General features: G+C 58.5%; 20 protein-coding genes. 4 read left to right on the top strand and 16 right to left on the bottom strand.

Features of this window, described 5'->3' with window-relative positions; all coding sequences use genetic code 11:
• The first annotated feature begins 143 nt into the window (after nucleotides 1-143).
• Nucleotides 144-1,514 (top strand): NAD-dependent succinate-semialdehyde dehydrogenase, encoded by a 1,371-nt coding sequence (locus tag BM007_RS13445; RefSeq protein WP_090419179.1) that lies wholly within the window; start codon nucleotides 144-146, stop codon nucleotides 1,512-1,514.
• Between the two features lie 45 nt (nucleotides 1,515-1,559).
• Here the strand turns inward: BM007_RS13445 and BM007_RS13440 are convergent, their stop codons facing one another.
• The gene (locus BM007_RS13440; protein WP_048992924.1) at nucleotides 1,560-1,880 is read right to left on the bottom strand and encodes a hypothetical protein; all 321 of its coding nucleotides are present in this window, start codon (nucleotides 1,878-1,880) and stop codon (nucleotides 1,560-1,562) included.
• Complete coding sequence (locus BM007_RS13435) at nucleotides 1,880-2,425, bottom strand: YfaZ family outer membrane protein (protein WP_047746519.1); 546 nt, start codon at nucleotides 2,423-2,425, stop codon at nucleotides 1,880-1,882. Before BM007_RS13435 ends, BM007_RS13440 begins: the two co-directional genes overlap by 1 nt.
• Nucleotides 2,426-2,836: 411 nt before the next feature.
• Between BM007_RS13435 and BM007_RS13430 the strand changes: the two genes are divergently transcribed.
• On the top strand, nucleotides 2,837-4,195 hold the full coding sequence (locus tag BM007_RS13430; RefSeq protein WP_139210912.1) for an esterase-like activity of phytase family protein: 1,359 nt from the start codon (nucleotides 2,837-2,839) through the stop codon (nucleotides 4,193-4,195).
• A 430-nt stretch (nucleotides 4,196-4,625) separates the two neighbouring features.
• Here the strand turns inward: BM007_RS13430 and yjiA are convergent, their stop codons facing one another.
• The 14 genes from yjiA to hpaG all read right to left on the bottom strand — a co-directional run bounded on the left by yjiA (nucleotide 4,626) and on the right by hpaG (nucleotide 19,496).
• Nucleotides 4,626-5,579 (bottom strand): GTPase, encoded by a 954-nt coding sequence (gene yjiA, locus BM007_RS13425; RefSeq protein WP_090419174.1) that lies wholly within the window; start codon nucleotides 5,577-5,579, stop codon nucleotides 4,626-4,628.
• A gap of 10 nt (nucleotides 5,580-5,589) precedes the next feature.
• Nucleotides 5,590-5,793 carry a YbdD/YjiX family protein gene (locus BM007_RS13420; protein ID WP_003856610.1) on the bottom strand — a complete coding sequence of 68 codons (204 nt, stop codon included), beginning with the start codon at nucleotides 5,791-5,793 and terminating at the stop codon, nucleotides 5,590-5,592.
• A 65-nt stretch (nucleotides 5,794-5,858) separates the two neighbouring features.
• A complete protein-coding gene (locus BM007_RS13415) occupies nucleotides 5,859-8,012 on the bottom strand; it encodes a carbon starvation CstA family protein (protein WP_024908297.1) in 2,154 nt (717 codons plus the stop codon).
• Between the two features lie 191 nt (nucleotides 8,013-8,203).
• A complete protein-coding gene (locus BM007_RS13410) occupies nucleotides 8,204-9,121 on the bottom strand; it encodes a helix-turn-helix transcriptional regulator (RefSeq protein ID WP_024908296.1) in 918 nt (305 codons plus the stop codon).
• Nucleotides 9,122-9,300: 179 nt separating this feature from the next.
• Nucleotides 9,301-9,813 carry a 4-hydroxyphenylacetate 3-monooxygenase reductase subunit gene (locus BM007_RS13405; protein WP_090419171.1) on the bottom strand — a complete coding sequence of 171 codons (513 nt, stop codon included), beginning with the start codon at nucleotides 9,811-9,813 and terminating at the stop codon, nucleotides 9,301-9,303.
• Between the two features lie 17 nt (nucleotides 9,814-9,830).
• A complete protein-coding gene (gene hpaB, locus BM007_RS13400; RefSeq protein WP_045335599.1) occupies nucleotides 9,831-11,393 on the bottom strand; it encodes a 4-hydroxyphenylacetate 3-monooxygenase, oxygenase component in 1,563 nt (520 codons plus the stop codon).
• A 196-nt stretch (nucleotides 11,394-11,589) separates the two neighbouring features.
• Nucleotides 11,590-12,480 carry a 4-hydroxyphenylacetate catabolism regulatory protein HpaA gene (hpaA, locus tag BM007_RS13395; protein WP_024908293.1) on the bottom strand — a complete coding sequence of 297 codons (891 nt, stop codon included), beginning with the start codon at nucleotides 12,478-12,480 and terminating at the stop codon, nucleotides 11,590-11,592.
• Nucleotides 12,452-13,804: a 4-hydroxyphenylacetate permease gene (hpaX, locus tag BM007_RS13390; protein ID WP_090419168.1), complete on the bottom strand. Its 1,353-nt coding sequence runs from the start codon at nucleotides 13,802-13,804 to the stop codon at nucleotides 12,452-12,454. Before hpaX ends, hpaA begins: the two co-directional genes overlap by 29 nt.
• A 21-nt stretch (nucleotides 13,805-13,825) precedes the next feature.
• The gene (hpaI, locus tag BM007_RS13385; protein WP_090419165.1) at nucleotides 13,826-14,623 is read right to left on the bottom strand and encodes a 4-hydroxy-2-oxoheptanedioate aldolase; all 798 of its coding nucleotides are present in this window, start codon (nucleotides 14,621-14,623) and stop codon (nucleotides 13,826-13,828) included.
• A gap of 9 nt (nucleotides 14,624-14,632) precedes the next feature.
• The gene (hpaH, locus tag BM007_RS13380; RefSeq protein WP_090419162.1) at nucleotides 14,633-15,436 is read right to left on the bottom strand and encodes a 2-oxo-hept-4-ene-1,7-dioate hydratase; all 804 of its coding nucleotides are present in this window, start codon (nucleotides 15,434-15,436) and stop codon (nucleotides 14,633-14,635) included.
• 75 nt (nucleotides 15,437-15,511) lie between these two features.
• Entirely contained in the window at nucleotides 15,512-15,892 is a 381-nt protein-coding gene (locus BM007_RS13375; RefSeq protein WP_024908289.1) for a 5-carboxymethyl-2-hydroxymuconate Delta-isomerase, read from the bottom strand.
• 9 nt (nucleotides 15,893-15,901) lie between these two features.
• Complete coding sequence (gene hpaD / locus BM007_RS13370) at nucleotides 15,902-16,753, bottom strand: 3,4-dihydroxyphenylacetate 2,3-dioxygenase (protein WP_032649922.1); 852 nt, start codon at nucleotides 16,751-16,753, stop codon at nucleotides 15,902-15,904.
• A gap of 2 nt (nucleotides 16,754-16,755) precedes the next feature.
• Entirely contained in the window at nucleotides 16,756-18,222 is a 1,467-nt protein-coding gene (gene hpaE / locus BM007_RS13365; RefSeq protein WP_024908287.1) for a 5-carboxymethyl-2-hydroxymuconate semialdehyde dehydrogenase, read from the bottom strand.
• On the bottom strand, nucleotides 18,219-19,496 hold the full coding sequence (hpaG, locus tag BM007_RS13360; protein WP_090419159.1) for a 4-hydroxyphenylacetate degradation bifunctional isomerase/decarboxylase: 1,278 nt from the start codon (nucleotides 19,494-19,496) through the stop codon (nucleotides 18,219-18,221). Before hpaG ends, hpaE begins: the two co-directional genes overlap by 4 nt.
• A 270-nt stretch (nucleotides 19,497-19,766) precedes the next feature.
• Between hpaG and hpaR the strand changes: the two genes are divergently transcribed.
• Nucleotides 19,767-20,207: a homoprotocatechuate degradation operon regulator HpaR gene (hpaR, locus tag BM007_RS13355; protein WP_023334396.1), complete on the top strand. Its 441-nt coding sequence runs from the start codon at nucleotides 19,767-19,769 to the stop codon at nucleotides 20,205-20,207.
• Between the two features lie 83 nt (nucleotides 20,208-20,290).
• A complete protein-coding gene (gene tsr, locus BM007_RS13350; RefSeq protein ID WP_048991744.1) occupies nucleotides 20,291-21,955 on the top strand; it encodes a methyl-accepting chemotaxis protein in 1,665 nt (554 codons plus the stop codon).
• Nucleotides 21,956-21,961: the final 6 nt, after the last annotated feature.

Below are 21,961 nucleotides of genomic sequence, written 5' to 3'. Positions count from 1 at the left end.
CCTTCAGGACGTTTTTATACCACGTCAGCGAACCGTCTGGCAGCGCTTCATTAAGAACCTTCCGGATATACCCAACTTTACGTCCACAGCCAGTCATGTTGACTACCCTTAATACCCTAAGCGGTAAAACAAGGAGATTCGACATGGCTTATCAGACAGTAAATCCTGCCACTAACCAGCTCATCAAAGAATACCCCTCACATACCGACGCGGATATTGAAGCGGCCCTGAAGGCGGCCGATGCGCTTTACCATTCGGACTGGGCGAAAGGCGACATCAGCCAGCGCCTGCCGGTGCTGCATAAGCTTGCCGACCTGATCGACGAGCGCACCGAGGATCTGGCGAAAATCGCCAGCCAGGAGATGGGTAAGCTCATCGAACAGAGCCGCGGCGAGGTGAAGCTGTGCGCGCAGATCGCCCGCTATTACGCCGACAATGCGAAGCAGTTCCTGGCCCCGGTGAAGTACGACTCTGAGCTTGGGGAAGCGTGGGTGGAGCATCACCCCATCGGCGTGCTGATGGCCGTTGAGCCGTGGAACTTCCCGTATTATCAGCTGATGCGCGTCCTGGCGCCGAACCTGGCGGCGGGCAACCCGGTGATCGCCAAGCATGCCAGCATTGTGCCGCACTGCGCTGAGACCTTTGCCCATCTGGTGCGCGAGGCGGGCGCACCAGAAGGGGCGTGGACCAACCTGTTTATTTCGTCCGAGCAGGTGGCGAACATCATTGCCGACGATCGCGTGCAGGGCGCCGCATTAACCGGCTCCGAAAAAGCCGGCAGCGTGGTGGCCGCACAGGCGGCGAAGCACATTAAGAAATCTACCCTTGAGCTGGGCGGTAACGACGTCTTCGTGGTGCTGGACGATGCGGACCTGGACAAAGCCGTGAAGATTGGTGTGAATGCGCGCCTCAACAACGCCGGGCAGGTCTGCACCGCGGCGAAGCGCTTTATCCTGCATGAAAAGATTGCGGATGCTTTCCTGAGCAAATTCACCGAAGCGTTTAAGCAGGTGAAGATTGGCGATCCGCTGGACGAAAGCACCACGCTGGGGCCGCTGTCGTCGAAAGATGCGCTTGAAACACTGACCAAACAGGTTAACGAGGCGGTGAAAAGCGGCGCCACGCTGCACTATGGCGGCAAGCCGGTGCAGCGCGACGGGAGCTTCTTCGAGCCGACGATCCTGACGAACATCTCGCGCGACAACCCGGCGTACTTCGAAGAGTTCTTCGGCCCGGTGGCGCAGATATACGTGGTGAAAAACGACGACGAGGCGGTCGCGCTGGCGAACGATTCCCACTACGGCCTGGGCGGGGCGGTATTCAGCCAGGATATCGAGCGCGCGAAGAAAATGGCGTCCCGGATCGAGACCGGGATGGTGTACATCAACTGGCTTACCGATACCGCGCCAGAGTTGCCGTTCGGCGGCGTGAAGCGCTCCGGTTACGGACGCGAGCTGTCGGATCTGGGGATCAAAGAGTTTGTGAACCAGAAGCTGGTGGTGGTGCGTAAGTAAGAGGTCATAAAAAAACCTGCCAGCCGGCAGGTTTTTTTAAGGGGATTATTGCACTTCGATCTTGTCCCAGCCGCTTTTAAACATGCAGCTGTCAACCAGCGTATCCCGGCGATATTCATTCGCGTCTTCAACCGTGTAGCTCGTGGAAATATCCTTTTTCTTTTTCGATTTGTCCGTTTTTTCCGAGCTCGAACCGGTCACCACGTTATCCGGGGGAAGGTCGATCAGTGCCTGCGCTTCGCATTCCGTGAGCTTTTTATTCATTTCCACGTCGCTGACGCCCGGTTTCACCCATTTGTACTGGACGCAGCCGGTGAGCATCAGCGTGAGGCTCAGAACGCAAAGCGCGGTCATGCGGTGTTTCATCAGAAGGTGACTCCACCGCCAACATATGCGCCGTCAATCAGCGTATGGTTCGGACGACCGTCTTTGCCATCAACGCTCACGTGGCGGTAGCCCACTTTCAGGGTCACCGGCGCGATCGGCGTCCAGCTTACGCCGCCGTTGGCTTCCACGTAGTTTTTCACGCTGTTGTTCAGCCCTTCTGGCGCCACGTAGCCTTCACCGTACACGTGGATGCTGTCGGTCAGGGCTACGTTTACGCCGCCACCGATTGGGAACGCCACGCCGTTATCGCCTTTTTTCGGGCCGATGTAGATGGCTTTCGCACCTGCGTTCAACATCACCGGGCCCACTTCCAGGTTGTAGCCTGCGCCCACGCCGCCGGTCTGGGTACCGTCATCGGTGTTTTTAAGCCAGTTGCTTTCGGCATACAGGCCGGATGAGGATTTCCCCATTTCGAGATTGAGGTTGGTAAAGTTTTTACCCTGCTCAATGCTGCCGCCCATTGCCAGAGCGGAACCCGAGAGGGCGGTCAGAGCAGAAAGAAGAAGGATATTCAGTTTTTTCATGTTTTATGCCTCGTCATTAAATTCATCTGGGGGCACCTTAACAAGCGATGTTTATGACTGCAAATGTGATGAAAGTCGCTGTTTTATGCTGATATCGTTAAGTTTTTTATAGAAGTTGTTGCAATGCTGTTTAATTGCCGGGGTGTCAACGGGTGATGTTTTGGTGTTTAGGAACCGTTTAATTTTTTGACTAAACATAAACTGAACGAAGAAGGGATAGTGATTAGAGGTGAATTAATTGAGTTTCTAATAATTTCCAAAAGTATTTCAGTTGTCACACAATACAACACAACCTTACATTTCCGGGCAATGAATATACGTTCACTCGCCCATGCCGGTTGCCTTTCCATGTCATTTTTCTGACACGTTTATTCTTTACGTTGTTGGCTTCACTAACTGGATGCTAACAATATGAAAAGAAAAATTATTCCTGTGCTTATCGGTTGTGCGCTCTCTTTCTCTGGCCTGGCGGCACAGCCTACCGCTGAGCGCTATGTCGTCAGCTTCCCTGACGGCTCCCATGTGAAATACAGCGGCGCGTTTGCCGATGCGTTCCCGAACGGGCTCCCGGTGGGGATTGGCTCTGGTCTGCTGTTTACGGGCAAGCAGGGCGATGCCCTGACGTTTGCGACCGTGACCGATCGCGGTCCCAACGCCGATGCGCCAAAAATGGGTAAAAACGAAGCCAAAATATTTGTCACGCCAGATTTCGCGCCGCTGCTGATGACCATCCGCGTCCAGAACGGCAAAGCGGAGGCGGTTGATGCCCGCCCGCTGCATGACGATAAAGGTGAGATTAATGGTCTGCCGCTGCAAAGCGGCGTGATTGGTTCCACCAATGAAGTGGCGTTCAGCGATACCTTAAAGACGCTCAAGGGTGACAACCGCGGACTGGATACGGAAGGCATCACGCCGGACGGCAAAGGCGGCTACTGGCTGTGCGACGAGTACGGCCCGTTCCTGATTAACGTCGACAGCAAAGGCAAGATCCTCGCGATCCACGGGCCGCAGGCCGCGGAAGGGGAAAAATCCATCGCGGGCGGTCTGCCAAACATCATCAAATGGCGCCAGCCCAACCGGGGCTTTGAAGGCCTGACCCGGATGCCGGACGGACGGATTATCGCCGCGGTGCAGAGCACGCTGGACATCGACGGTAAGAGCAAAAAGCAGGCGCTGTTCACCCGTCTGGTGAGCTTTGACCCGGCGACCGGCAAAACCGCGATGTACGGTTACCCTATCGACAGCGCGGCCTACGACAAAAACAGCGACGCCAAAATCGGCGACATCGTGGCGCTCGATAATCAGCACATCCTGCTGATTGAGCAGGGAAGCGATAAAAACGACGGAATGCGTAACCTGATTTACAAGGTGGATCTCAGCAAGGCGAGCGATCTTTCCGCCTTTGACAAGCCGGGCGAGTATCCAGAGTTTGATGATGAGAAAACCCTGGCGCAGCGCGGCATTACGCTTGCGTCAAAAACGCAGATGGTCGATCTCCGCGCGCTGGGCTGGCAGCAGGAGAAGGCTGAAGGGCTGGCGCTTATCGACAGCAAAACGCTTGCGGTGGCGAACGATAACGACTTTGGCGTGAAGGTGGCGATGCAAAACCCGGTCGAGGGCAAGAAGCTTAAGGATTACCGGGTAAACGCGGAGGGTAAGCTGACGCTGGATGATAAACCGGTGGAAACCACGCTCAGCGTGAAGCCGCTGAAGAAGCCGGAGTCCGACAGCGAGTTGTGGATTGTGACGCTGCCGGAGGCGGTGAAATAAGTATCCCCACAAAATAATGCCTGCACAGACGGCCCCCTCTCCCTTGAGGGAGAGGGCTGGGGTGAGGGGGAACATACGGCTGTGGAGGTCATTCCGTTCACTTTATGTTCCTTGCTACTCTGTAACGGCATGACCTGTGAACGTGCCAGGGTGGCTCAATCGCCACCACCCTGGCGACCCGGGCTCCCGGCGGTAAATCGCCGCTTCGCGGTGCCCTCAGCTTATTCCTTCGGGCTATCGGGTCGGGCATGAGCCTGCATCCCTGCAGGCCACGCCCTCTCGGCGCATCCCTGCGCCTCGCCCCGGCCCTACGGAAACGCTTCGGCGATTTACAGCCGGACCAGAACATCGCTGTAATTTATTCATTTTCCTGATACAAAATTCATCGTTTCAGGTTAATAAATTACAGAGGAGAGGGGATGCATGGCGGTTATTTCTTCAGACCCGCAAACGCCGCCCGAATCTCCTCTTCCGGCAGCTGTATACCAATAAACACCATCACGCTGCGCGGCACTTCATCGCCCCAAGGTCTGTCCCAGTCGGCGCTGTACAGGCGCTGAACGCCCTGGAACAGCAGGCGGTTGGGTTCGCCGTCAATCCACAGCATCCCTTTGTAGCGCAGAAGCTTGTCGGCAAACGACAGCAGCAGGTTCTCCATCACGCGCGAAACCTCGCTGATGTCCACCGGGTAGTCCAGTTCCACCACAATTGACGCCACGTCGTTTTGCTTGTCTCCCATAAAGTGGAAGCGCGGTTTTGCGGTGACATTCTCCTCCAGCATAAAGCCGTTGGTGTTGAACAGCTGGGACAGGTCGATATCGCCGTGCGTCACCGTGTAAATTGGCGCGCGGGAGTTGATGCGCGTCAGGCGCTCGCGAAGCTTAACGCTTTCGCCCGCCACGTCGGTTTTGGTCAGCAGGATGCGGTCGGCGTAGCCCACCTGAGACTGGGCGATGGTGAACTGATTCATCTGCTCATCGGCGTGGACCGCATCGACCAGGGCAATGACGCCGTCCAGCAGATAGCGCTGGCAAAGGATCTCGTGAGAGAAAAAGGTCTGAATAATCGGGCCGGGGTCGGCCATGCCGGTGCACTCGATCACCAGACGGTCAAAGTCGATTTCGCCGCGATCGCGGCTGTCGAGCAGGTCCAGCAGGGCGTCTTCCAGCTCGTTAGAGCGGGTGCAGCAGATACAGCCGTTGGTCAGGGTTTTGATCTGCGTGGCGCGATCGCCAATCAGCTGGTCGTCTACGGAGGCTTCGCCAAATTCGTTTTCGATGACGGCGATTTTAAAGCCGTGCTGTTCATTCAGGATGTGGCGCAGCAGGGTGGTTTTACCGGCGCCGAGGAAACCGGTCAGCAGGGTAACGGCAATCGGGGTCATGGTCTCTCCTTTAGCAGCAGCGGACGCCGCCTTCTCCACTTCCGCCGTAGCGCGCTTCCTGACGCTCGCGGAAGAATTCGGTGTAGGTCATGTACGGCTTATCCGGATGGTTGGTCTTCATATGCTCAACGTAGTTGTCATAGTCCGGAATGCCAATCAGCATTTTCGCCGCCTGACCGAGGTATTTTTTTGCTTCGCCTAAGTTACCAAACATAACCTGTCCTGATAAGAAAAAGCCCGGTGGCGCGCAGCGATCCGGGCCTACAGTTACATGCTGGATTAATGGTGTGAAGAGGTCTTCACGCCGCCTTCCGGCACCGGCACGTACGGGGTTTCTTTATCCGTACGGCCTTCAGCGTTACGCACTTTCAACCAGGTTTTGATGCCGTAGAAGATAATGCTGTACACCACCACCAGGAACAGAATGCTCAGACCCGCGTTGGTGTAGTTGTTCACCACGATATGGTTCATGTTGGCAATCTGTTGCGCGGTCAGATCCGCGCCGCCTGCGGCAATCTTCTCTTTGTACTGGTTAGCCATGAAGAAGAAGCCTTCCAGCTGCGGGTTGGCGCTGAACAGCTTCAGGCCAAGCGCCCAGGTGGTGCAGAGCAGCAGCCACAGCGCAGGAACCACGGTGACCCAGATGTATTTAGTGCGCTTCATCTTCACCAGGACCACGGTACCGAGCACCAGCGCCACGGCAGCCAGCATCTGGTTAGAGATACCGAACAGCGGCCACAGGCTCTTCACGCCGCCCAGTGGGTCGACAACGCCCTGATACAGCAGGTAGCCCCACAGGCCGACGCAGCCCGCCGTACCCAGGATGCCCGCTACCAGAGAGTCGGTTTTCTTCAGGAACGGCACGAAGTTACCGAGCAAATCCTGCAGCATGAAGCGGCCTGCACGGGTACCGGCGTCCAGCGCGGTCAGGATGAACAGCGCTTCGAACAGAATACCGAAGTGGTACCAGAAGCCCATGTCCGCCCACGGCAGCACTTTGTGGAACACGTGTGCGATACCGACAGCCAGTGTAGGAGCGCCACCTGCGCGGTTCAGCACGGACGGTTCGCCGATGTCCTTCGCGGTCTGCATGATCTGCTCAGGCGAAATCACGAAGCCCCAGGAGCTGACGGTCGCCGCCGCGTGTGCGCTGGCGTCTTTCAGCTGCGCCATAATCAGCGCCGCGTTGTCACCGCCCATCTCGTGCAGGTTTGGCATGGTGATGCCGAGACCCGCCGGCGGGGTGTTCATCGCGAAGTACAGACCCGGTTCGATGATGGACGCTGCAACCAGCGCCATGATCGCCACGAAGGACTCCATCAGCATCGCGCCGTAGCCGATCAGACGCGCGTCTTTCTCGTTCGCCAGCAGCTTAGGCGTAGTACCGGAGGAGATCAGGGCGTGGAAGCCGGAGACCGCACCGCAGGCAATGGTGATGAACAGGAACGGGAACAGGGCGCCTTTCCACAGCGGGCCGGTACCGTCGATGTACTGCGTTACCGCAGGCATTTTCAGATCCGGGTTGATCAGCAGGATGCCGATCGCCAGACCGACGATAACGCCGATTTTAAGGAAGGTGGCCAGGTAGTCACGCGGGGCCAGAATCAGCCAGACCGGCAGCAGCGCGGAGATAAACGCATAGCCAATCAGCGCGAAGGTGATGGTGGTGTCCTTGAAGGTCAGCGCCGGGCCCCAGTACGGGTCGTGCGCAATCACGCCGCCGAAGTAGATGGAGGCCACCAGCAGCACGATACCAATCACCGACACCTCACCCACGCGTCCCGGACGCAGGAAGCGCATGTAGATACCCATGAACAGCGCAATCGGCACGGTTGAGCAGACGGTGAAGACACCCCACGGGCTTTCGGCCAGCGCTTTCACCACGATCAGGGCCAGCACCGCGAGGATGATGATCATAATCAGGAAACAGCCGAACAGGGCGATAGTCCCCGGCACGCGGCCCATCTCTTCTTTGACCATCTCACCCAGAGAGGCGCCGTTACGGCGAGAAGAGATAAACAGCACCATAAAGTCCTGCACCGCACCCGCCAGCACCACGCCAGCGAGCAGCCACAGGGTACCCGGCAGGTAGCCCATCTGCGCGGCCAGCACCGGGCCCACAAGCGGGCCTGCACCGGCGATAGCGGCAAAGTGGTGACCAAACAGCACGTAGCGGTTGGTTGGCACGTAGTTCAGGCCGTCATTGTTAATGACCGCCGGAGTGGCGCGCGTCGGGTCGAGCTTCATAACCTTCTGCGCGATGTACAAGCTGTAGTAGCGATAAGCAACAAGATAGACGGAAACGGACGCGACCACGATCCACAGGGCGCTTACGTGTTCGCCCCGGCGTAATGCGACAACCGCCAGACAAAAAGCGCCGAGGATCCCGAGTAAGGCCCAGGGCACGTGCTTCAGTAGTTTTTTAGTATCCATAGTAAGACCTGGTTTTTTATGTAAAGAAAAAAGGGTCAGGGTTCGTTGTGAGGAGGTATTGATTAATGCTGGAGCGATCGTGCCAGATCCTCGCGCGTGTAAAGGACGGTAAATGAATGAGTGGTTGAAAGTGACAGGTGAGCGGTCAAAGGGGGCGACGAGCGGTTTCGGCTCGCCGCCAGGGGGCGAAATTATGTGATTGAGATCACTTGATTATTCGGGTTGCGCTCCACCGCCAGATAGTGCTCCAGCGTTCCGAGTAGTTTTTCCTTCAGCCAGTTCGGCTCCAGAATCTGAATATGAGGCAGCCAGTAGAACAGCAGCGGCAGGATCTGGTTCTCGTGGGCCGCCTGGCAGCGCAGCGTGACTCCGCCCTGTTGCTCCGCCAGCAGCTCTTGTTCCGGCAGAAGATCGCGACGCAGGAAGTAATGTGAAATATTATCTTTGATGAATATTTTCACCGCGAAAGTATTTTCAGAGACCCAGGGGTCTAGGCTTTTTTCCAGCAGCGCAAGGACATTTTCTTCCGGGGTGAAGGTCGTTTTCTGAATATCAAACCAGCTAATCTGACTCAATGAGAAGGATTTCAGGCGGCTATTTTCGGTGGCTTGTAAATACCATATATTTTTTTTGTTAATGAGTTTATAGGGATTAATCAGACGGGTTTTCCCCTTATAAACAATCTGACAAACATTATGGTTTTTAATCGATCTCTCGATTTTCGTTAAATGACGGCGAATATCACGTTGTACCGTGTGTTCGGCTTCATTCGCAAGAATAAGAATATGGTTTTCGTCAACGCGCGTTTCAAGATTCTGCCAGAATTCCGTATTTCTTTCAGGGAAAAAGCTATCAGCATTCAGGAAGTTAGCAAGAGTGTGATGTAAGCCTTGTCCGCCGGGCGATTGTGCCGAATGGATCAGTCGATATAGCCCGTTACCTGTATGTTCAACAATGGGAGAGAGGGCATTTAAATCCCGGTAGACGGTGCGCTCGGTAATTTTGAATTTCTCCATTAGCGCACTGCGGTTTACCACACCGTTTAAATGTAGCTCAACCAGAATATCGACCAGACGTTCAGCCGAGCGGCTCCGCGTCGTTTTAGCCATAAGGTCATCCTGTATATTTAGGTATGCGCTGAATGATGCGGGTGCACTGACACAGAATGTCAGTATTCAGGCACAGAAAATTTCTCTTATGGTTATATAACGGCGTGATTTAGCGGAAACCTTAGGAGTTTTTGTAGAAAGCGGCGCTGGCCGGAAAAAAAAGGCCAGCGCGAGGGGGATTACAAGGCGGCTTCCGCCTCCAGCATAACCGGGTGGAAACGGCGCCTGAAGTAGATCAGGCCGTGTCCTGCGTCACTCAGGATGATGTTTTTAATTTCAACAAGGTAGACAAGATGCGTGCCGATGGTTTGCACCTGGCTAATCTCGCCTTCAAGGCTGGCCAGCGCGCCCTTGAGTACCGGCTGCGCCAGCGGGCCTTTTTGCCAGCAGGAGAGGGCAAAGCGCTCCTCCATCGTTATTCCGGTCATCCCGGCGAAATGACGAGCTATGATCTCCTGCTCGTGGTTCAGCACGTTAACGCACAGCCTGCCGTTACCCTGAAATACCGGATTCATGGCGCTGTTGGCGTTGATGCACACCATCACTGATGGCGGGGTGTCGGTCACCGAGCAGACGGCGGTAGCGGTGATGCCGCAGCGTCCGGCCTCACCCTCGGTGGTGATCACATTGACCGCCGCCGACAGGCTACTCATTGCGTCGCGAAAACGCAGGCGTTGTTCATCTGAATGCATTGCAACCTCCCGCTGCGCTATTTCAGCAGCTTGTCGAGCATGTTGATATCGCTGTTGTTGTGCAGGTGCGGTACGGTCCAGCCGTGCTGGTCGTATTCGGACATGCAGCGGTCGACCATCGCCATCATCTTGTCCATGTTGCCGGAGCTCTGCGCCTGGCGCAGACACTGCAGGCGGATCTCATCCTGACTGCCGGAGTAGTTGATTTCGTACAGCTCGTGACGACCGCCAAACTCGCTGCCGATGGCATCCCACATCAGTTTCAAAATCTTGATGCGTTCGACGTGATCCATGCCGTTGGAGCCGCGTACGTATTTCGCCAGATACTGGTCGATCTGCGGGTTGTTCAGGTCGCGGGCACTGGAGGGCAGGTAGATCAGCCCGGAGGTGACGTTACGTTCGATGATGTTCTTGATCTTGGCGTAGGCCATCGGCGCCATCACGCGGTAGGTTTGCAGCGCGGCGTGATCCGGCAGGTAAGCGCCGTTGACCCACGGGGTGGCTTCAGAACACATGGAGTCGCTCAGCGCCCAGAACATGTTGCGCCAGGCCACCACTTCGCCGAGATCCGCCTGCACGCCGCGGAACTCCAGGGTACCGGTGCATTCCAGGGATTTTTTCAGCAGGGCGGTGATGAAGTCGAGCTTCACCGCCAGACGCACGCATGCCTGCAGCGGGTACATGCGGGCGAAACCGCCCTCCATCGTCCAGCGACGGCAGCGGTCGAAATCGCGGTAGATCAGCACGTTTTCCCACGGGATCAGCACGTGATCCATCACCAGGATGGCGTCGTTCTCGTCAAAGCGGCTGGAGAGCGGATAGTCGTACGGGGATCCGGTTGCGCCTGCCACCATCTCGTAGGAGGCGCGGGAGATCAGCTTCACGCCCTCGGCATCCATCGGCGCGACGAACATCAGCGCGAAGTCCGGGTTTTCGCCCATCACCTGCGCGGAGCCGAAGCCAATCATGTTGTAGTGGGTCAGGGCGGAGTTGGTCGCCACCACTTTCGCGCCGCTGACGATAATCCCGGCGTCGGTCTCTTTCTCCAGCTTGATGTAGACGTCTTTTACCTCGTCCGCTGGCTTGTGGCGGTCGATCGGCGGGTTAACGATGGCGTGGTTGAAGTACAGGCCGGTTTCCTGAATGCGGGTGTACCAGCTCCGGGCGTTCTGCTCGAACTGGCCGTAGAAGGCCGGGTTGGCGCCCAGCGCGCAGCCGAACGCGGCTTTGTAGTCCGGCGTGCGGCCCATCCAGCCGTAGCTCAGGCGCGACCACTCGGCAATAGCGTCGCGCTGCTGGCGCAGGTCGTCGGCGCTTTTCGCCACGCGGAAGAACTTGTGGGTGTAGCCGCCGCTGCCGGTGTCGGTGCCCCAGCAGAGCGTGTCCTGCATGTCCGGCTTGTGCAGCGCGTCGTACATCTGCGCGATGGAGGCCGCCGCATTGCGAAACGCCGGATGGGTGGTGACGTCTTTGACGCGCTCGCCGTAGATATAAATCTCACGACCGTCCTGCAGGCTTTTTAAATACTCTTCGCCGGTTAACGGGCGTTTGGCATCAGCGCGGAACTCTTCAGGCTTCATAGGGGACCTCGTATCGGAATAGGGTTGTTAAATTTATGTTTTGTTTTTGTTGTTTAATTGAAGCCTGAGAGGGACGTAACGTGAAGGGACGATTGGGACAACGGCGGGTACTTTTCGGGCGGGATTGGGTTTTGTGATCTGTGCGGCTTTTCGGCGGGTAGCGCTGCGCTTACCCGCCCTACGAACCGTGATGCGTTCAGGAAACCGGTACTTTCTGCGCCCGATACGCGCTGGGCGAGCACCCCACTAAGCGGTTAAAAAAGCGGGCGAAATAGGCCGGATCTTTGAACCCCAGCTGCCAGGCAATCTCGCTGACGGTGCTGTCGGAGAAGAGCAGCAAGCGCCTGGCCTCCCGCAGCTGGCGGTCGAAGATCAGGCGTTTTGGCGGGCGGTTGGCGAAGCGGCGACAGATATCGGTCAGGCGGGATTCGGTCAGGTGCAGCTCGCTGGCGTATTCCGGCACCGTCCAGTGCTGGTGGTAGTGGGTGTCGATCAGCTGGGTAAAGCGCTGGAACAGCTTCAGCTCGCCGCGCATGCCGCCTGAGGCGTGGTCGTCGAGCTTCGCGTTGCGCAGCAGCAGGGTAAACACCGCCTGCGCCAGCAGGACCAGGGTATGCTCGCGCCCGGGCAGCTGCTCCGTGGATTCCCGGGCAATCAGCTGCCAGTAGTGCTTCAGCGCCGCCAGCTCGTCCGGCCTGTCGGAAAGCGAAAGGCAGATCCCCGGCAGGCCGAACGCCTCCCGCGTGCCGGGGTAAAGCACCTCCAGCAGCGGCCAGATCAGATCCTCGCGCACCGTCAGCACGTGCCCATCGCTGTCGGATTCGGTGATAAACGCGTGCGGTACCGACGGCGGCGTGAGGACGAACAGCGGGGCCTGCACCGAGTAGCGGTGATCGTCGAGCTGGAGCTCAATCTGCCCGGTATCGAGAAAGTGCATCTGAAAATACTGGTCGTGACGATGCGCCTGCATGTCGCGGCCAAAAAAGGCCGCCATGCGGGCGAACGACTGGTAGTGCACATCGTCGGTGCCCAGACTTTCGTCGTACTCCTTGCTGATATCAATGTTGGCGATAGGGCTCTGGCACATGACCGTTCCTCTGTTGATCCCGCTGCGTCATCGGAATGCGCGTCAGCACCAGCGCGCCGACCACCAGCAGCCCGGCCACGAACCACAGCCCGGAGCTGAAGCTGCCGGTCGCGTCGCGCAGGATCCCAATCAGCAATGGGCTGACGGCGGATCCGACGTTGCCGATGGCGTTGATCACCGCCAGCGCCACCGCGCGGGACTGCAGGCTAATAACCCGATCCGGCGTGGTCCAGAATATCGCCATGGCGGTAAACGATCCGGTTGAGGCCATGATGATGCCAAGCAGTTGGATCAGGCTGTGATCCGTCGCGGAGGCCAGCATCCATCCCGCCGCGGCGAACAGGTACGGCAGGATGGTGTGCTTTTTTCGCTCTTTCAGCCTGTCGGAACGGCGGCTCCACCAGATCATCCCGAGGATGGTGCAGAACTGCGGGATCGCCGCCAGCAGGCCGATGACGATATTGCTGCTGCCCGTGTTGAAGCTTTGCAGGATCTGCGGCGTCCAGATGTTGATCGCACTCAGCGTATTGGTCAGGCAGAAGTAGGCCAGCGTGTAGAGCAGCACCGCCGGGGTCAGCACCTCGCGCAGCGTCGAACGCGGCGTGACGGATTGGGCAATCGCGACCTCCTGCTCGCGGGCGATCATCGTTTTGAGCGCCTGCTTTTCGTCGTCATCCAGCCAGGTGGCCTGATCCGGCGTGTCGTTGAGGTAAAACCAGGTCACCACGCCGAGCACCACCGACGGCAGCCCTTCCAGCAGGAACAGCCACTGCCAGCCCTTGAGGTTCCACAGTCCGTCCATCGCCAGAATGTACCCGGAGAGGATCGAGCCGAGCATCATGGTGACCGGCATAGCAATCATAAACAGCGCGTTGGCGCGGGCGCGGTGATAGGCCGGGAACCACCAGGTGAGATAGACCAGAATACCCGGCAGGAAGCCGGCTTCGGCAATGCCCACCAGCATGCGCAGGACGTAGAGCGTTTCAGGGCTGGTGGCGAACATCGTGCAGGTGGAGGCGATGCCCCACACCACCATGATCCCGGCGATCCAGCGTCGCGCGCCGATCTTCGCCAGCATGATGTTGCTCGGGATGCCGCACAGCACGTAGGTGACGTAAAACAGCGTCGCGGCCAGACCAAACATGGTTGACGTGAGGCCCAGATCTTTACCCATCGTCAGCCCGGCGAAGCCGATGTTGATGCGATCGAGAAACGAGAAGACAAACAGGATAAAGAGAAAGACGATCAGACGCCGGAACAGCTTGTGAATGACGCGGTGTTCAACAGCTTTATTATCATGAGTTTGCAGGGTAGAGGTCGTCATGGTGCGCTCCAGATCTTACGTTTAGTAGACGGATTTATTGTTATTAACTGACGTAACCGGTTGTTCGATAAAACGTGCCGCCAGCGCTTCCGCGCCGCGGGCGAGCAGGGTGGTGTCGACGCCGACGGCGACAAACAGCGCGCCGAGTTCGAGGTAGCGTTTAGCCAGCTGCTCGTTCGCCATCAGGATGCCGGGGGCCTTACCGGCAGCGCGTATCTGCGCGATCGCCTGCTCGATGGCGGCCTGCACTTCAGGGTGCTGCGGATTGCCGGCAAAGCCCATGTCGGCGCTCAGATCCGCCGGGCCGATAAACACGCCGTCGACGCCTTCCACGTCCAGGATCTGCGGCAGGTTTTTCAGCGCCTCGCGGGTTTCAATCTGCACCAGCACGCACATGGCGTCGTTGGCCTGCTGCAGGTAGTCCGGGATGCGGTTCCAGCGCGACGCCCGCGCCAGGGCGCTGCCGACGCCGCGAATGCCCGCAGGCGGGTAGCGGGTGGCACGTACCGCCAGCCGCGCTTCGTCGGCGTTTTGCACCATCGGTACCAGCAGGGTTTGCGCACCCACGTCCAGCAGCTGTTTGATTTGCACCGGGTCGTTCCACGACGGGCGCACCACCGGCTGGCTGGGATAAGGGGCGATAGCCTGCAGCTGGGTCAAGACAGTCTGCACGCTGTTCGGCGCGTGCTCGCCGTCGATCAGCAGCCAGTCGAAGCCAGCCCCCGCCAGCAGCTCGGCGCTGTAGCTGCTGGTCAGCCCCAGCCATAACCCAATTTGCGGACGGCCTGCTTTCAGCGCCGCTTTAAATGCGTTTTGCATCGTGCTCTCCTAGACAAAGCGGCAGCTGATGGAGCCCATGTTGCCGTAGTCGACGTGGAAGGTGTCGCCTCTGCTGGCGGGCACCGGGCGGGTAAACGAGCCGCCGAGAATGATCTGGCCAGGCTCAAGCTGCACGTCGTACGGCGCAAGCTTGTTGGCCAGCCACGCCACGCCGTTGGCCGGGTGGTTCAGGACGCCTGCGGCCACGCCGGTCTCTTCGATCACGCCGTTGCGGTAGAGCAGGGCGGAGATCCAGCGCAGGTCCAGCTCGTCGGGCTTAATCGGACGGCCGCCGAGGATCACGCCCGCGTTGGCGGCGTTATCGGAGATGGTGTCGAACACCTTGCGCGGACGCTGGGTCTCCGGGTCGACGTTGTGGCAGCGGGCGTCGATCAGCTCCAGCGCGGGGATGACGTAATCCGTGGCGTTGTAGACGTCGAAGATCGTGCAATTCGGGCCGCGCAGCGGTTTTGCCAGTACGAAGGCCAGCTCCACTTCAATGCGCGGGACGATGAAGCGATCGACGGGAATGTCGCTGCCGTCATGGAAGAACATGTCGTCCAGCAGCGCGCCGTAGTCCGGCTCGCTGATTTGCGAGCTGGCCTGCATCGCTTTGGAGGTGAGGCCGATCTTGTGGCCCTTCAGCACGCGGCCTTCGGCGATCTTCAGGCTCACCCATTCGCGCTGAACGGCGTAGGCGTCGTCGATGGTGATCTCCGGGTAGTCCAGCGAGATCGCGCGGATCTGCTCCCGGGATTGTTCCGCCTGGTGCAGACGATGGGCGATCAGGGTATGGGTATGTTTGTCTAGCATGGCGATATCCTGTTGTTGCCGGGTGGCGCTGCGCTTACCCGGCCTACGATGTACGGTACAAGCGGTGTGGGTCCGCTACTTAAACAACGCGTGCACGTTGTTTTGTTTGTAATTAAGCGTCGGGTGCAGTTCGTCGAGCTCAAACGACAGCGCCAGGTAGCGGCTCGCCATCAGTTCCGCAAAGTGCGCTTTGATCAGCCCAAATAGCATCTCCCCCACGGCTTCCCGGCTCTCCAGGCTGCGCCCCGCGCCAATCTTCAGCGTCATATGGACAAAGGCGTAATCGTGCTTGCCGTCGGCCATCTGCCAGGTGTCCAGCCAGTGGGCGCGGCTGCGGATACCGCCGAGCGGGAAGATGCCCGTGGCGGCGAGCGCCTCGTTCACTTTGGCGAACAGCCCCGGCAGGTCGGCCTGCTGGCGGATGTTGTCGGTACATTCAGCAATAAAGTGCGGCATGGTGGCTCCTTACGCGGGCAGGGGGAAAACGGCGTTGACCTGGCCGGTGCCGGAGCTGGCGAACAGCTCGGTGAGAAACTCCACCTTGCCGTCGTATTTGTCCCAGCCGAGCATGCCCAGCAGCATCACCGTGTCGTGCATGTTGCCCTCGCCGTAGCAGTAGTCGGCGTACTCCGGCAGCATGCTGCAAAACTCCTTAAATTGACCCTCGCGCCACAGCTTCACCACGCGCTCGTCCATCTGGCGGTCGAACTCGCGGGTATAGCTGTTCATCCCTTCTTCCGCGCGCTGGTCGTCGATAAAGCGGTGCGACAGCGAGCCGCTGGCGAGGACCGCCACGGTGCCGTCGTATTTTTCGATGGCGCTGACGATGGCTTCGCCCAGCCTGCGGCTGTCGGCGAAGTCGTGAACCGTGCAGAACGCCGAGATGGAGATCACTTTGAAGTGCTTATCCGCGTTCATGTAGCGCATCGGCACCAGCGTGCCGTACTCGAGCTTCAGGCTCGGGATGTTGTGCGCTTTGGCACGCACGCCGAGCTTCACCGCCTCGTCGGCAATCAGCTGGCCGAGTGCCGGGTTGCCGTCGTAGTCGTAGGTCATGTCGCGGATAAAGTGCGGCAGCTCGTTGCTGGTGTAGACGCCTGAAAAATGGTCCGCACAGTTGATGTGGTAGGCGCTATTCACCAGCCAGTGGGTATCGAACACGATGATGGTGTCCACGCCCAGCTCCCGGCAGCGCTTGCTGATCTCTTTGTGTCCATCGATGGCCGACTGGCGGCAGCCGTGGTTTTTGCCCGGCAGCTCGGAAAGGTACATCGACGGCACGTGGGTGATTTTCGCTGCTAACGCTAATTTACCCATTTTCAGATCCCCCACTTTGGAATCGGATGGTCGCCCATGGAGATGCAGACGTTCTTCATCTCCGCGAACACTTCGAAGCTGTACTCGCCCCCCTCGCGGCCGGTGCCGGAGGCCTTCACGCCGCCAAACGGCTGGCGCAGATCGCGCACGTTCTGAGTGTTGACGAACACCATGCCTGCTTCGATATTGCGCGCCAGGCGCAGCACCTTGCTGACGTCCTGGGTCCAGATGTACGACGCCAGGCCGTACTCCACGTCGTTGGCCAGGCGCAGCCCTTCCGCTTCGTCCTTGAACGGCAGCAGGCAGGCCACCGGCCCGAAGATCTCCTCCTGCGCCACGCGCATGCGGTTATCAACGTCCGCCAGCACGGTCGGGCGCAGGAAGTTGCCGCCTTTCAGGTGTGCAGGCAGGTCGGTCGGTTTGTCCGGGCCGCCCGCCAGCAGGGTTGCGCCTTCCTCGATGCCGAGGCGGATATAGCCGGAGACTTTTTCCCAGTGCTGCTGGCTGATGAGCGCGCCAATCTGGGTGGTCGGATCGGTCGGGTCGCCCACGCGCAGGCGGTTGGCGCGCTCGGCAAAGCGCTTGACGAATTCCGGGTAGATGCTCTGCTGGATAAAGATGCGCGAGCCCGCGGTGCAGCGCTCACCGTTGATGGAGAAGATGGTGAACAGGGCGGCGTCCAGCGCGCGCTCGATGTCGGCATCCTCAAAAATCAGTACCGGGGATTTGCCGCCCAGCTCCATGGAGTATTTCTTCAGCCCGGCATTTTTCATGATGTTGCGCCCGGTGGCGGTGCCGCCGGTGAAGGAGACCGCGCGCACGTCGTGATGGCGCACCAGCGCGTCGCCTGCCGTCGCGCCGTAGCCCTGCACCACGTTCAGCACGCCCGCCGGAATCCCCGCTTCGAGGGCCAGCTCGCCCAGACGGTCGGCGGTCAGCGGGGAGAGCTCGGACATCTTCAGCACCGCGGTGTTGCCCAACGCCAGGCAGGGTGCGACCTTCCAGGTGGCGGTCATAAACGGCACGTTCCACGGCGACACCAGCGCGCAGACGCCCACCGGCTGCACCAGGGTGTAGTTGAGCATCTTGTCGTCAACCGGGTAGGTCTTGCCGTTCATTTGCTGGCACACCTCGGCGAAAAATTCGAAGTTGTGCGAGGCGCGCGGGATCAGCACGTTTTTGGTCTGGTGGATCGGCAGCCCGGTATCGGCGGTTTCCATGGCGGCAATCTCGGGCACGTTCTGGTCGATCAGGTCACCCAGACGACGCATCAGGCGCGCGCGCTCCTTCATCGGCAGGTTGGCCCACTTCGGGAACGCCTCTTTGGCGGCGGCAACGGCCTGGTGGATTTCGGCCTCGCCGCCGGCGGCCACTTCTGCCAGGACCTCGCCGGAGGCCGGGTTAGTAGTGTGGAAGTAGTCGCTGCCCGCGACGTTTTTACCGTTGATCCAGTGGTTAATCTTTTTCATTTTGCCGTCTCCTCACTCACAATTCGGTTCACCAGGCGTCCCACGCCTTCCACTTCCACCACCACCTCATCGCCCGGCACCACGTCGGAGAGCCCCTTCGGCGTGCCGGTGGCAATCATGTCGCCCGGCTGCAGGGTCATAAAGTCGCTCAGGTACGCAATCAGGTACGGGATGCTGAAGATCAGATCCGCCGTGGTGCCTTCCTGACGCAGCTCGCCGTTAACGAAGGTGCGCAGGGCGAGGTTGTGCGGGTCGGGAATGGCTGCTTTTGGCACGATGTTTGGGGAAATGGGGGTCAGCCCGTCGCGGCTTTTCACCCGCAGGTTCGGGCGGTAGTAGTTTTCCAGGTAGTCGCGGATGGCGTAGTCGTTGCAGACCGTATAGCCCGCAACATAGTCCATCGCCTCGGCTTCGCTCACCTTACGGGCGGTTTTGCCGATGACCACCACCAGCTCCGCTTCGTAATGCATGTATTCGATATTGTTCGGACGCACCGACGTCTGGTTGTCGCCGTTGAAGGTGTTCGGCGCTTTGATAAATACCAGCGGCTCGGTGGGCGGCTTGAAGTCCAGCTCGCTGGCGTGATCGGCATAGTTCAGACCGAGGGCAAACAGCGTGGCGTGCGGCGGCGTGCTGTGCGCAATAGTGACGTTGCGCTCATCCACCACCGGGTTTTCCAGCGGCGGAAAGCCCTCCGCCAGAATACGCACGCGATCGCCCGGACGGATCTCAACGCGGCTGTGAGGGGTGCCGAGCAGGATCGCATCGCCGGGATTGAGGGTGGCGAACTCGCTCAGGGCGCTCAGCAGTTCGGCAGCGTTACGCTGAAGATCGGCGGTGTTCCAGTGGTCCGCTTCGCGGCCGTTGATCTCGGTGATGATGGTCAGGTTATCTACGTTATCAAGGGCGACAAGTTCGCCGAGCGGGCAGAATCCGTCACGACATTTGGCCTTGATGGCCGGGCGATAGAAGCTCTCTTCCGGCAGGCTCACCTCGTTGGCCAGCGCATACCCCGCGATGTGCTCCGCAGCGTCCTCCACGCGTACCTTGCTGGCGGTTTTACCGATCACCAGCGCCACCGTCGCGCCGCTGAGCACCTTTTCCCCCTGCGGGAACGGAATGGGTTCGCCCGCACGAATCACGGTGTTATGGGGTTTGATAAACCACACGGCTGTTTTCGGCGGCGTGTTGTAGGGGGCTTTTTCAAATGCCTCACGCCAGGCTTCACGCTGGCTTTGATGGTTGAGGGCGACGGCAAAAACGGTACCTTTCATTCACATACTCCTCAGGCCGGATGTCCTGTTTGGATTTCATTAATATGTTAATGATCTGGTTTTATGCTTTTGCTGCTCATTTCGCAATCAGAAGTGAAAAATTTGTGATATGAATAACAATAAATTTACATATTGAGTTTTATGTGTATTAAAATCAGTGACTTAATAAAATTGATGGGTTTCTGTTAGACTTTTTGAGGGAAAACGTGTTGTTTATAAAAACATCTTTTAGTGATTGTTTACTTGTTAATGATGTGAAGGGAAGAGGCTATGCATGATTCATTAACCATCGCGCTGCTGCAGGCGCGGGAAGCGGCGATGTCCTACTTCCGCCCGATCGTGAAGCGCCATAATCTGACCGAGCAGCAGTGGCGTATTGTGCGCGTGCTGGCTGAACATCCGTCGATGGATTTTCACGATCTGGCGTTTCGCACCTGCATCCTGCGCCCGAGCCTGACCGGTATTCTGACGCGCATGGAGCGTGACGGCCTGGTGCTGCGCCTAAAGCCGGTGAACGACCAGCGCAAGCTGTACGTGTCGCTGACCAAAGAGGGGAATGCGCTGTATGAACACGCTCAGGCGCAGGTCGAAGAGGCGTATCAGCAGATTGAGGCGGAATATACGCCGGAGAAGATGAAACAGCTGACGGCGCTGCTGGAAGAGTTTATTGAACTCGGAAACCGGCATAACGCAGCGCGGGAAGAAGAGTAAAAACCCCAAATTCCAGGATGATTTTCGTAAAGTTTTCCCTTTCCAGGCCGAAAATTCTGTATCTGCCTGAGGAAAGAGAAAACATGTTAAACCGTATCAAGATTGTCACCAGCTTAATGCTGGTTTTAGCGATATTTGGCCTTTTACAACTCACGTCCGGTGGTCTTTTCTTTAATGCTCTGAAGAATGACAAAGAGAATTTCACCGTCCTGCAAACCATTCGCCAGCAACAGTCCACGCTGAACGCCAGCTGGGTAGCGTTGCTGCAAACCCGTAATACCCTGAACCGCGCGGGTATCCGCTACATGATGGATCAGAGCAATATCGGCAGCGGCGCGACCGTTAACGATTTGATGCAAATCGCGTCTACGTCTCTGAAACAGGCGGAAAAAAACTGGGCTGCCTACGAAGCCCTGCCGCGCGATCCGCGTCAAAACGACGCTGAAGCGATGGAGATCAAGCGTAACTATGATATTTACCACGGCGCGCTGGCGGAGCTGATCCAGCTGCTGGGCGCGGGCAAAATCAACGCCTTCTTCGACCAGCCGACCCAGAGCTATCAGGACGGTTTTGAGAAGCAGTACGTGAGCTACCTGCAGCAGAACGACAAGCTGTACCAGATGGCGGTCGAAGACAGCAACAGCTCCTTCAGCCAGGCTATCTGGGTGCTGATTAGCGTCCTGATTGCCGTGCTGGTGGTGATCGTGGCCGTCTGGCTCAACATCAAGCAGACGCTGATCTCCCCGCTGAATCGTCTGATCGACAACATTCGCCATATCGCCAGCGGCGACCTGGTGAAGCGTATTGAGGTTCAGGGCACCAACGAAATGGGTGAACTGGCCGACTCGCTGCGTCATATGCAGGGTGAGCTGGTGCGTACCGTTGGCGACGTGCGTAACGGCGCGAACGCGATCTACAGCGGCGCGAGTGAAATCGCGATGGGCAATAACGACCTCTCCTCCCGTACTGAACAGCAGGCCGCTTCCCTGGAAGAGACCGCTGCCAGCATGGAGCAGCTGACGGCGACCGTTAAGCAGAACGCCGAGAACGCCCGTCAGGCGAGCCATCTTGCCCTGAGCGCCTCCGAAACCGCGCAGAAAGGCGGCAAAGTGGTGGATAACGTGGTGCAGACCATGCGCGATATCGCGGGCAGCTCGCAGAAAATTGCCGACATTATCAGCGTGATCGACGGCATTGCTTTCCAGACCAACATCCTGGCACTGAACGCGGCGGTAGAAGCGGCGCGTGCGGGCGAGCAGGGCCGTGGCTTTGCGGTGGTGGCCGGTGAAGTGCGTAACCTGGCCCAGCGCAGTGCCCAGGCGGCTCGTGAAATCAAGAGCCTGATTGAAGACTCCGTGGGTCGCGTGGAAGTGGGTTCAACGCTGGTAGAAAGCGCCGGTGAAACCATGGGTGAGATCGTGAACGCGGTGACCCGCGTAACGGACATCATGGGTGAAATCGCCTCTGCGTCTGACGAGCAGAGCCGCGGTATCGACCAGGTGGGTCTGGCGGTAGCTGAGATGGATCGCGTGACCCAGCAGAACGCCTCGCTGGTTGAAGAGTCTGCCGCGGCTGCGGCCGCACTGGAAGAGCAGGCGAGCCGTCTGACTCAGGCCGTGGCGGTGTTCCGCATTCAGCAGGAGCAGATGAAAGCGCGCGAATTCGCTGCGGCTAAAGCGGTTTCCACGCCGGTGATGGCGCGTAAAACCGCGACGGTCGATTCAGGCGATAACTGGGAAACGTTCTAACTCTGT

Origin of the sequence: Enterobacter sp. NFIX59 (assembly GCF_900113755.1) — a bacterium.
GTDB lineage: Bacteria > Pseudomonadota > Gammaproteobacteria > Enterobacterales > Enterobacteriaceae > Enterobacter > Enterobacter pseudoroggenkampii.
Note: the sequence above shows the minus strand (reverse complement) of the source record. Positions and strands in the feature narration are given on the sequence as shown.

What these genes read in the sequence shown, in the direction of transcription:
- hpaH (WP_090419162.1), bottom strand. Translation starts at nt 15,436, where the DNA reads ATGCTAGACAAACATACCCATACCCTGATCGCCCATCGTCTGCACCAG.
- yjiA (WP_090419174.1), bottom strand. Translation starts at nt 5,579, where the DNA reads ATGACCCCGATTGCCGTTACCCTGCTGACCGGTTTCCTCGGCGCCGGT.
- BM007_RS13445 (WP_090419179.1), top strand. Translation starts at nt 144, where the DNA reads ATGGCTTATCAGACAGTAAATCCTGCCACTAACCAGCTCATCAAAGAA.
- BM007_RS13420 (WP_003856610.1), bottom strand. Translation starts at nt 5,793, where the DNA reads ATGTTTGGTAACTTAGGCGAAGCAAAAAAATACCTCGGTCAGGCGGCG.
- BM007_RS13405 (WP_090419171.1), bottom strand. Translation starts at nt 9,813, where the DNA reads ATGCATTCAGATGAACAACGCCTGCGTTTTCGCGACGCAATGAGTAGC.
- hpaX (WP_090419168.1), bottom strand. Translation starts at nt 13,804, where the DNA reads ATGACGACCTCTACCCTGCAAACTCATGATAATAAAGCTGTTGAACAC.
- BM007_RS13415 (WP_024908297.1), bottom strand. Translation starts at nt 8,012, where the DNA reads ATGGATACTAAAAAACTACTGAAGCACGTGCCCTGGGCCTTACTCGGG.
- BM007_RS13375 (WP_024908289.1), bottom strand. Translation starts at nt 15,892, where the DNA reads ATGCCGCACTTTATTGCTGAATGTACCGACAACATCCGCCAGCAGGCC.
- BM007_RS13430 (WP_139210912.1), top strand. Translation starts at nt 2,837, where the DNA reads ATGAAAAGAAAAATTATTCCTGTGCTTATCGGTTGTGCGCTCTCTTTC.
- hpaB (WP_045335599.1), bottom strand. Translation starts at nt 11,393, where the DNA reads ATGAAGCCTGAAGAGTTCCGCGCTGATGCCAAACGCCCGTTAACCGGC.
- hpaR (WP_023334396.1), top strand. Translation starts at nt 19,767, where the DNA reads ATGCATGATTCATTAACCATCGCGCTGCTGCAGGCGCGGGAAGCGGCG.
- tsr (WP_048991744.1), top strand. Translation starts at nt 20,291, where the DNA reads ATGTTAAACCGTATCAAGATTGTCACCAGCTTAATGCTGGTTTTAGCG.
- BM007_RS13410 (WP_024908296.1), bottom strand. Translation starts at nt 9,121, where the DNA reads ATGGCTAAAACGACGCGGAGCCGCTCGGCTGAACGTCTGGTCGATATT.
- hpaA (WP_024908293.1), bottom strand. Translation starts at nt 12,480, where the DNA reads ATGTGCCAGAGCCCTATCGCCAACATTGATATCAGCAAGGAGTACGAC.
- hpaE (WP_024908287.1), bottom strand. Translation starts at nt 18,222, where the DNA reads ATGAAAAAGATTAACCACTGGATCAACGGTAAAAACGTCGCGGGCAGC.
- hpaD (WP_032649922.1), bottom strand. Translation starts at nt 16,753, where the DNA reads ATGGGTAAATTAGCGTTAGCAGCGAAAATCACCCACGTGCCGTCGATG.
- hpaI (WP_090419165.1), bottom strand. Translation starts at nt 14,623, where the DNA reads ATGCAAAACGCATTTAAAGCGGCGCTGAAAGCAGGCCGTCCGCAAATT.
- hpaG (WP_090419159.1), bottom strand. Translation starts at nt 19,496, where the DNA reads ATGAAAGGTACCGTTTTTGCCGTCGCCCTCAACCATCAAAGCCAGCGT.
- BM007_RS13440 (WP_048992924.1), bottom strand. Translation starts at nt 1,880, where the DNA reads ATGAAACACCGCATGACCGCGCTTTGCGTTCTGAGCCTCACGCTGATG.
- BM007_RS13435 (WP_047746519.1), bottom strand. Translation starts at nt 2,425, where the DNA reads ATGAAAAAACTGAATATCCTTCTTCTTTCTGCTCTGACCGCCCTCTCG.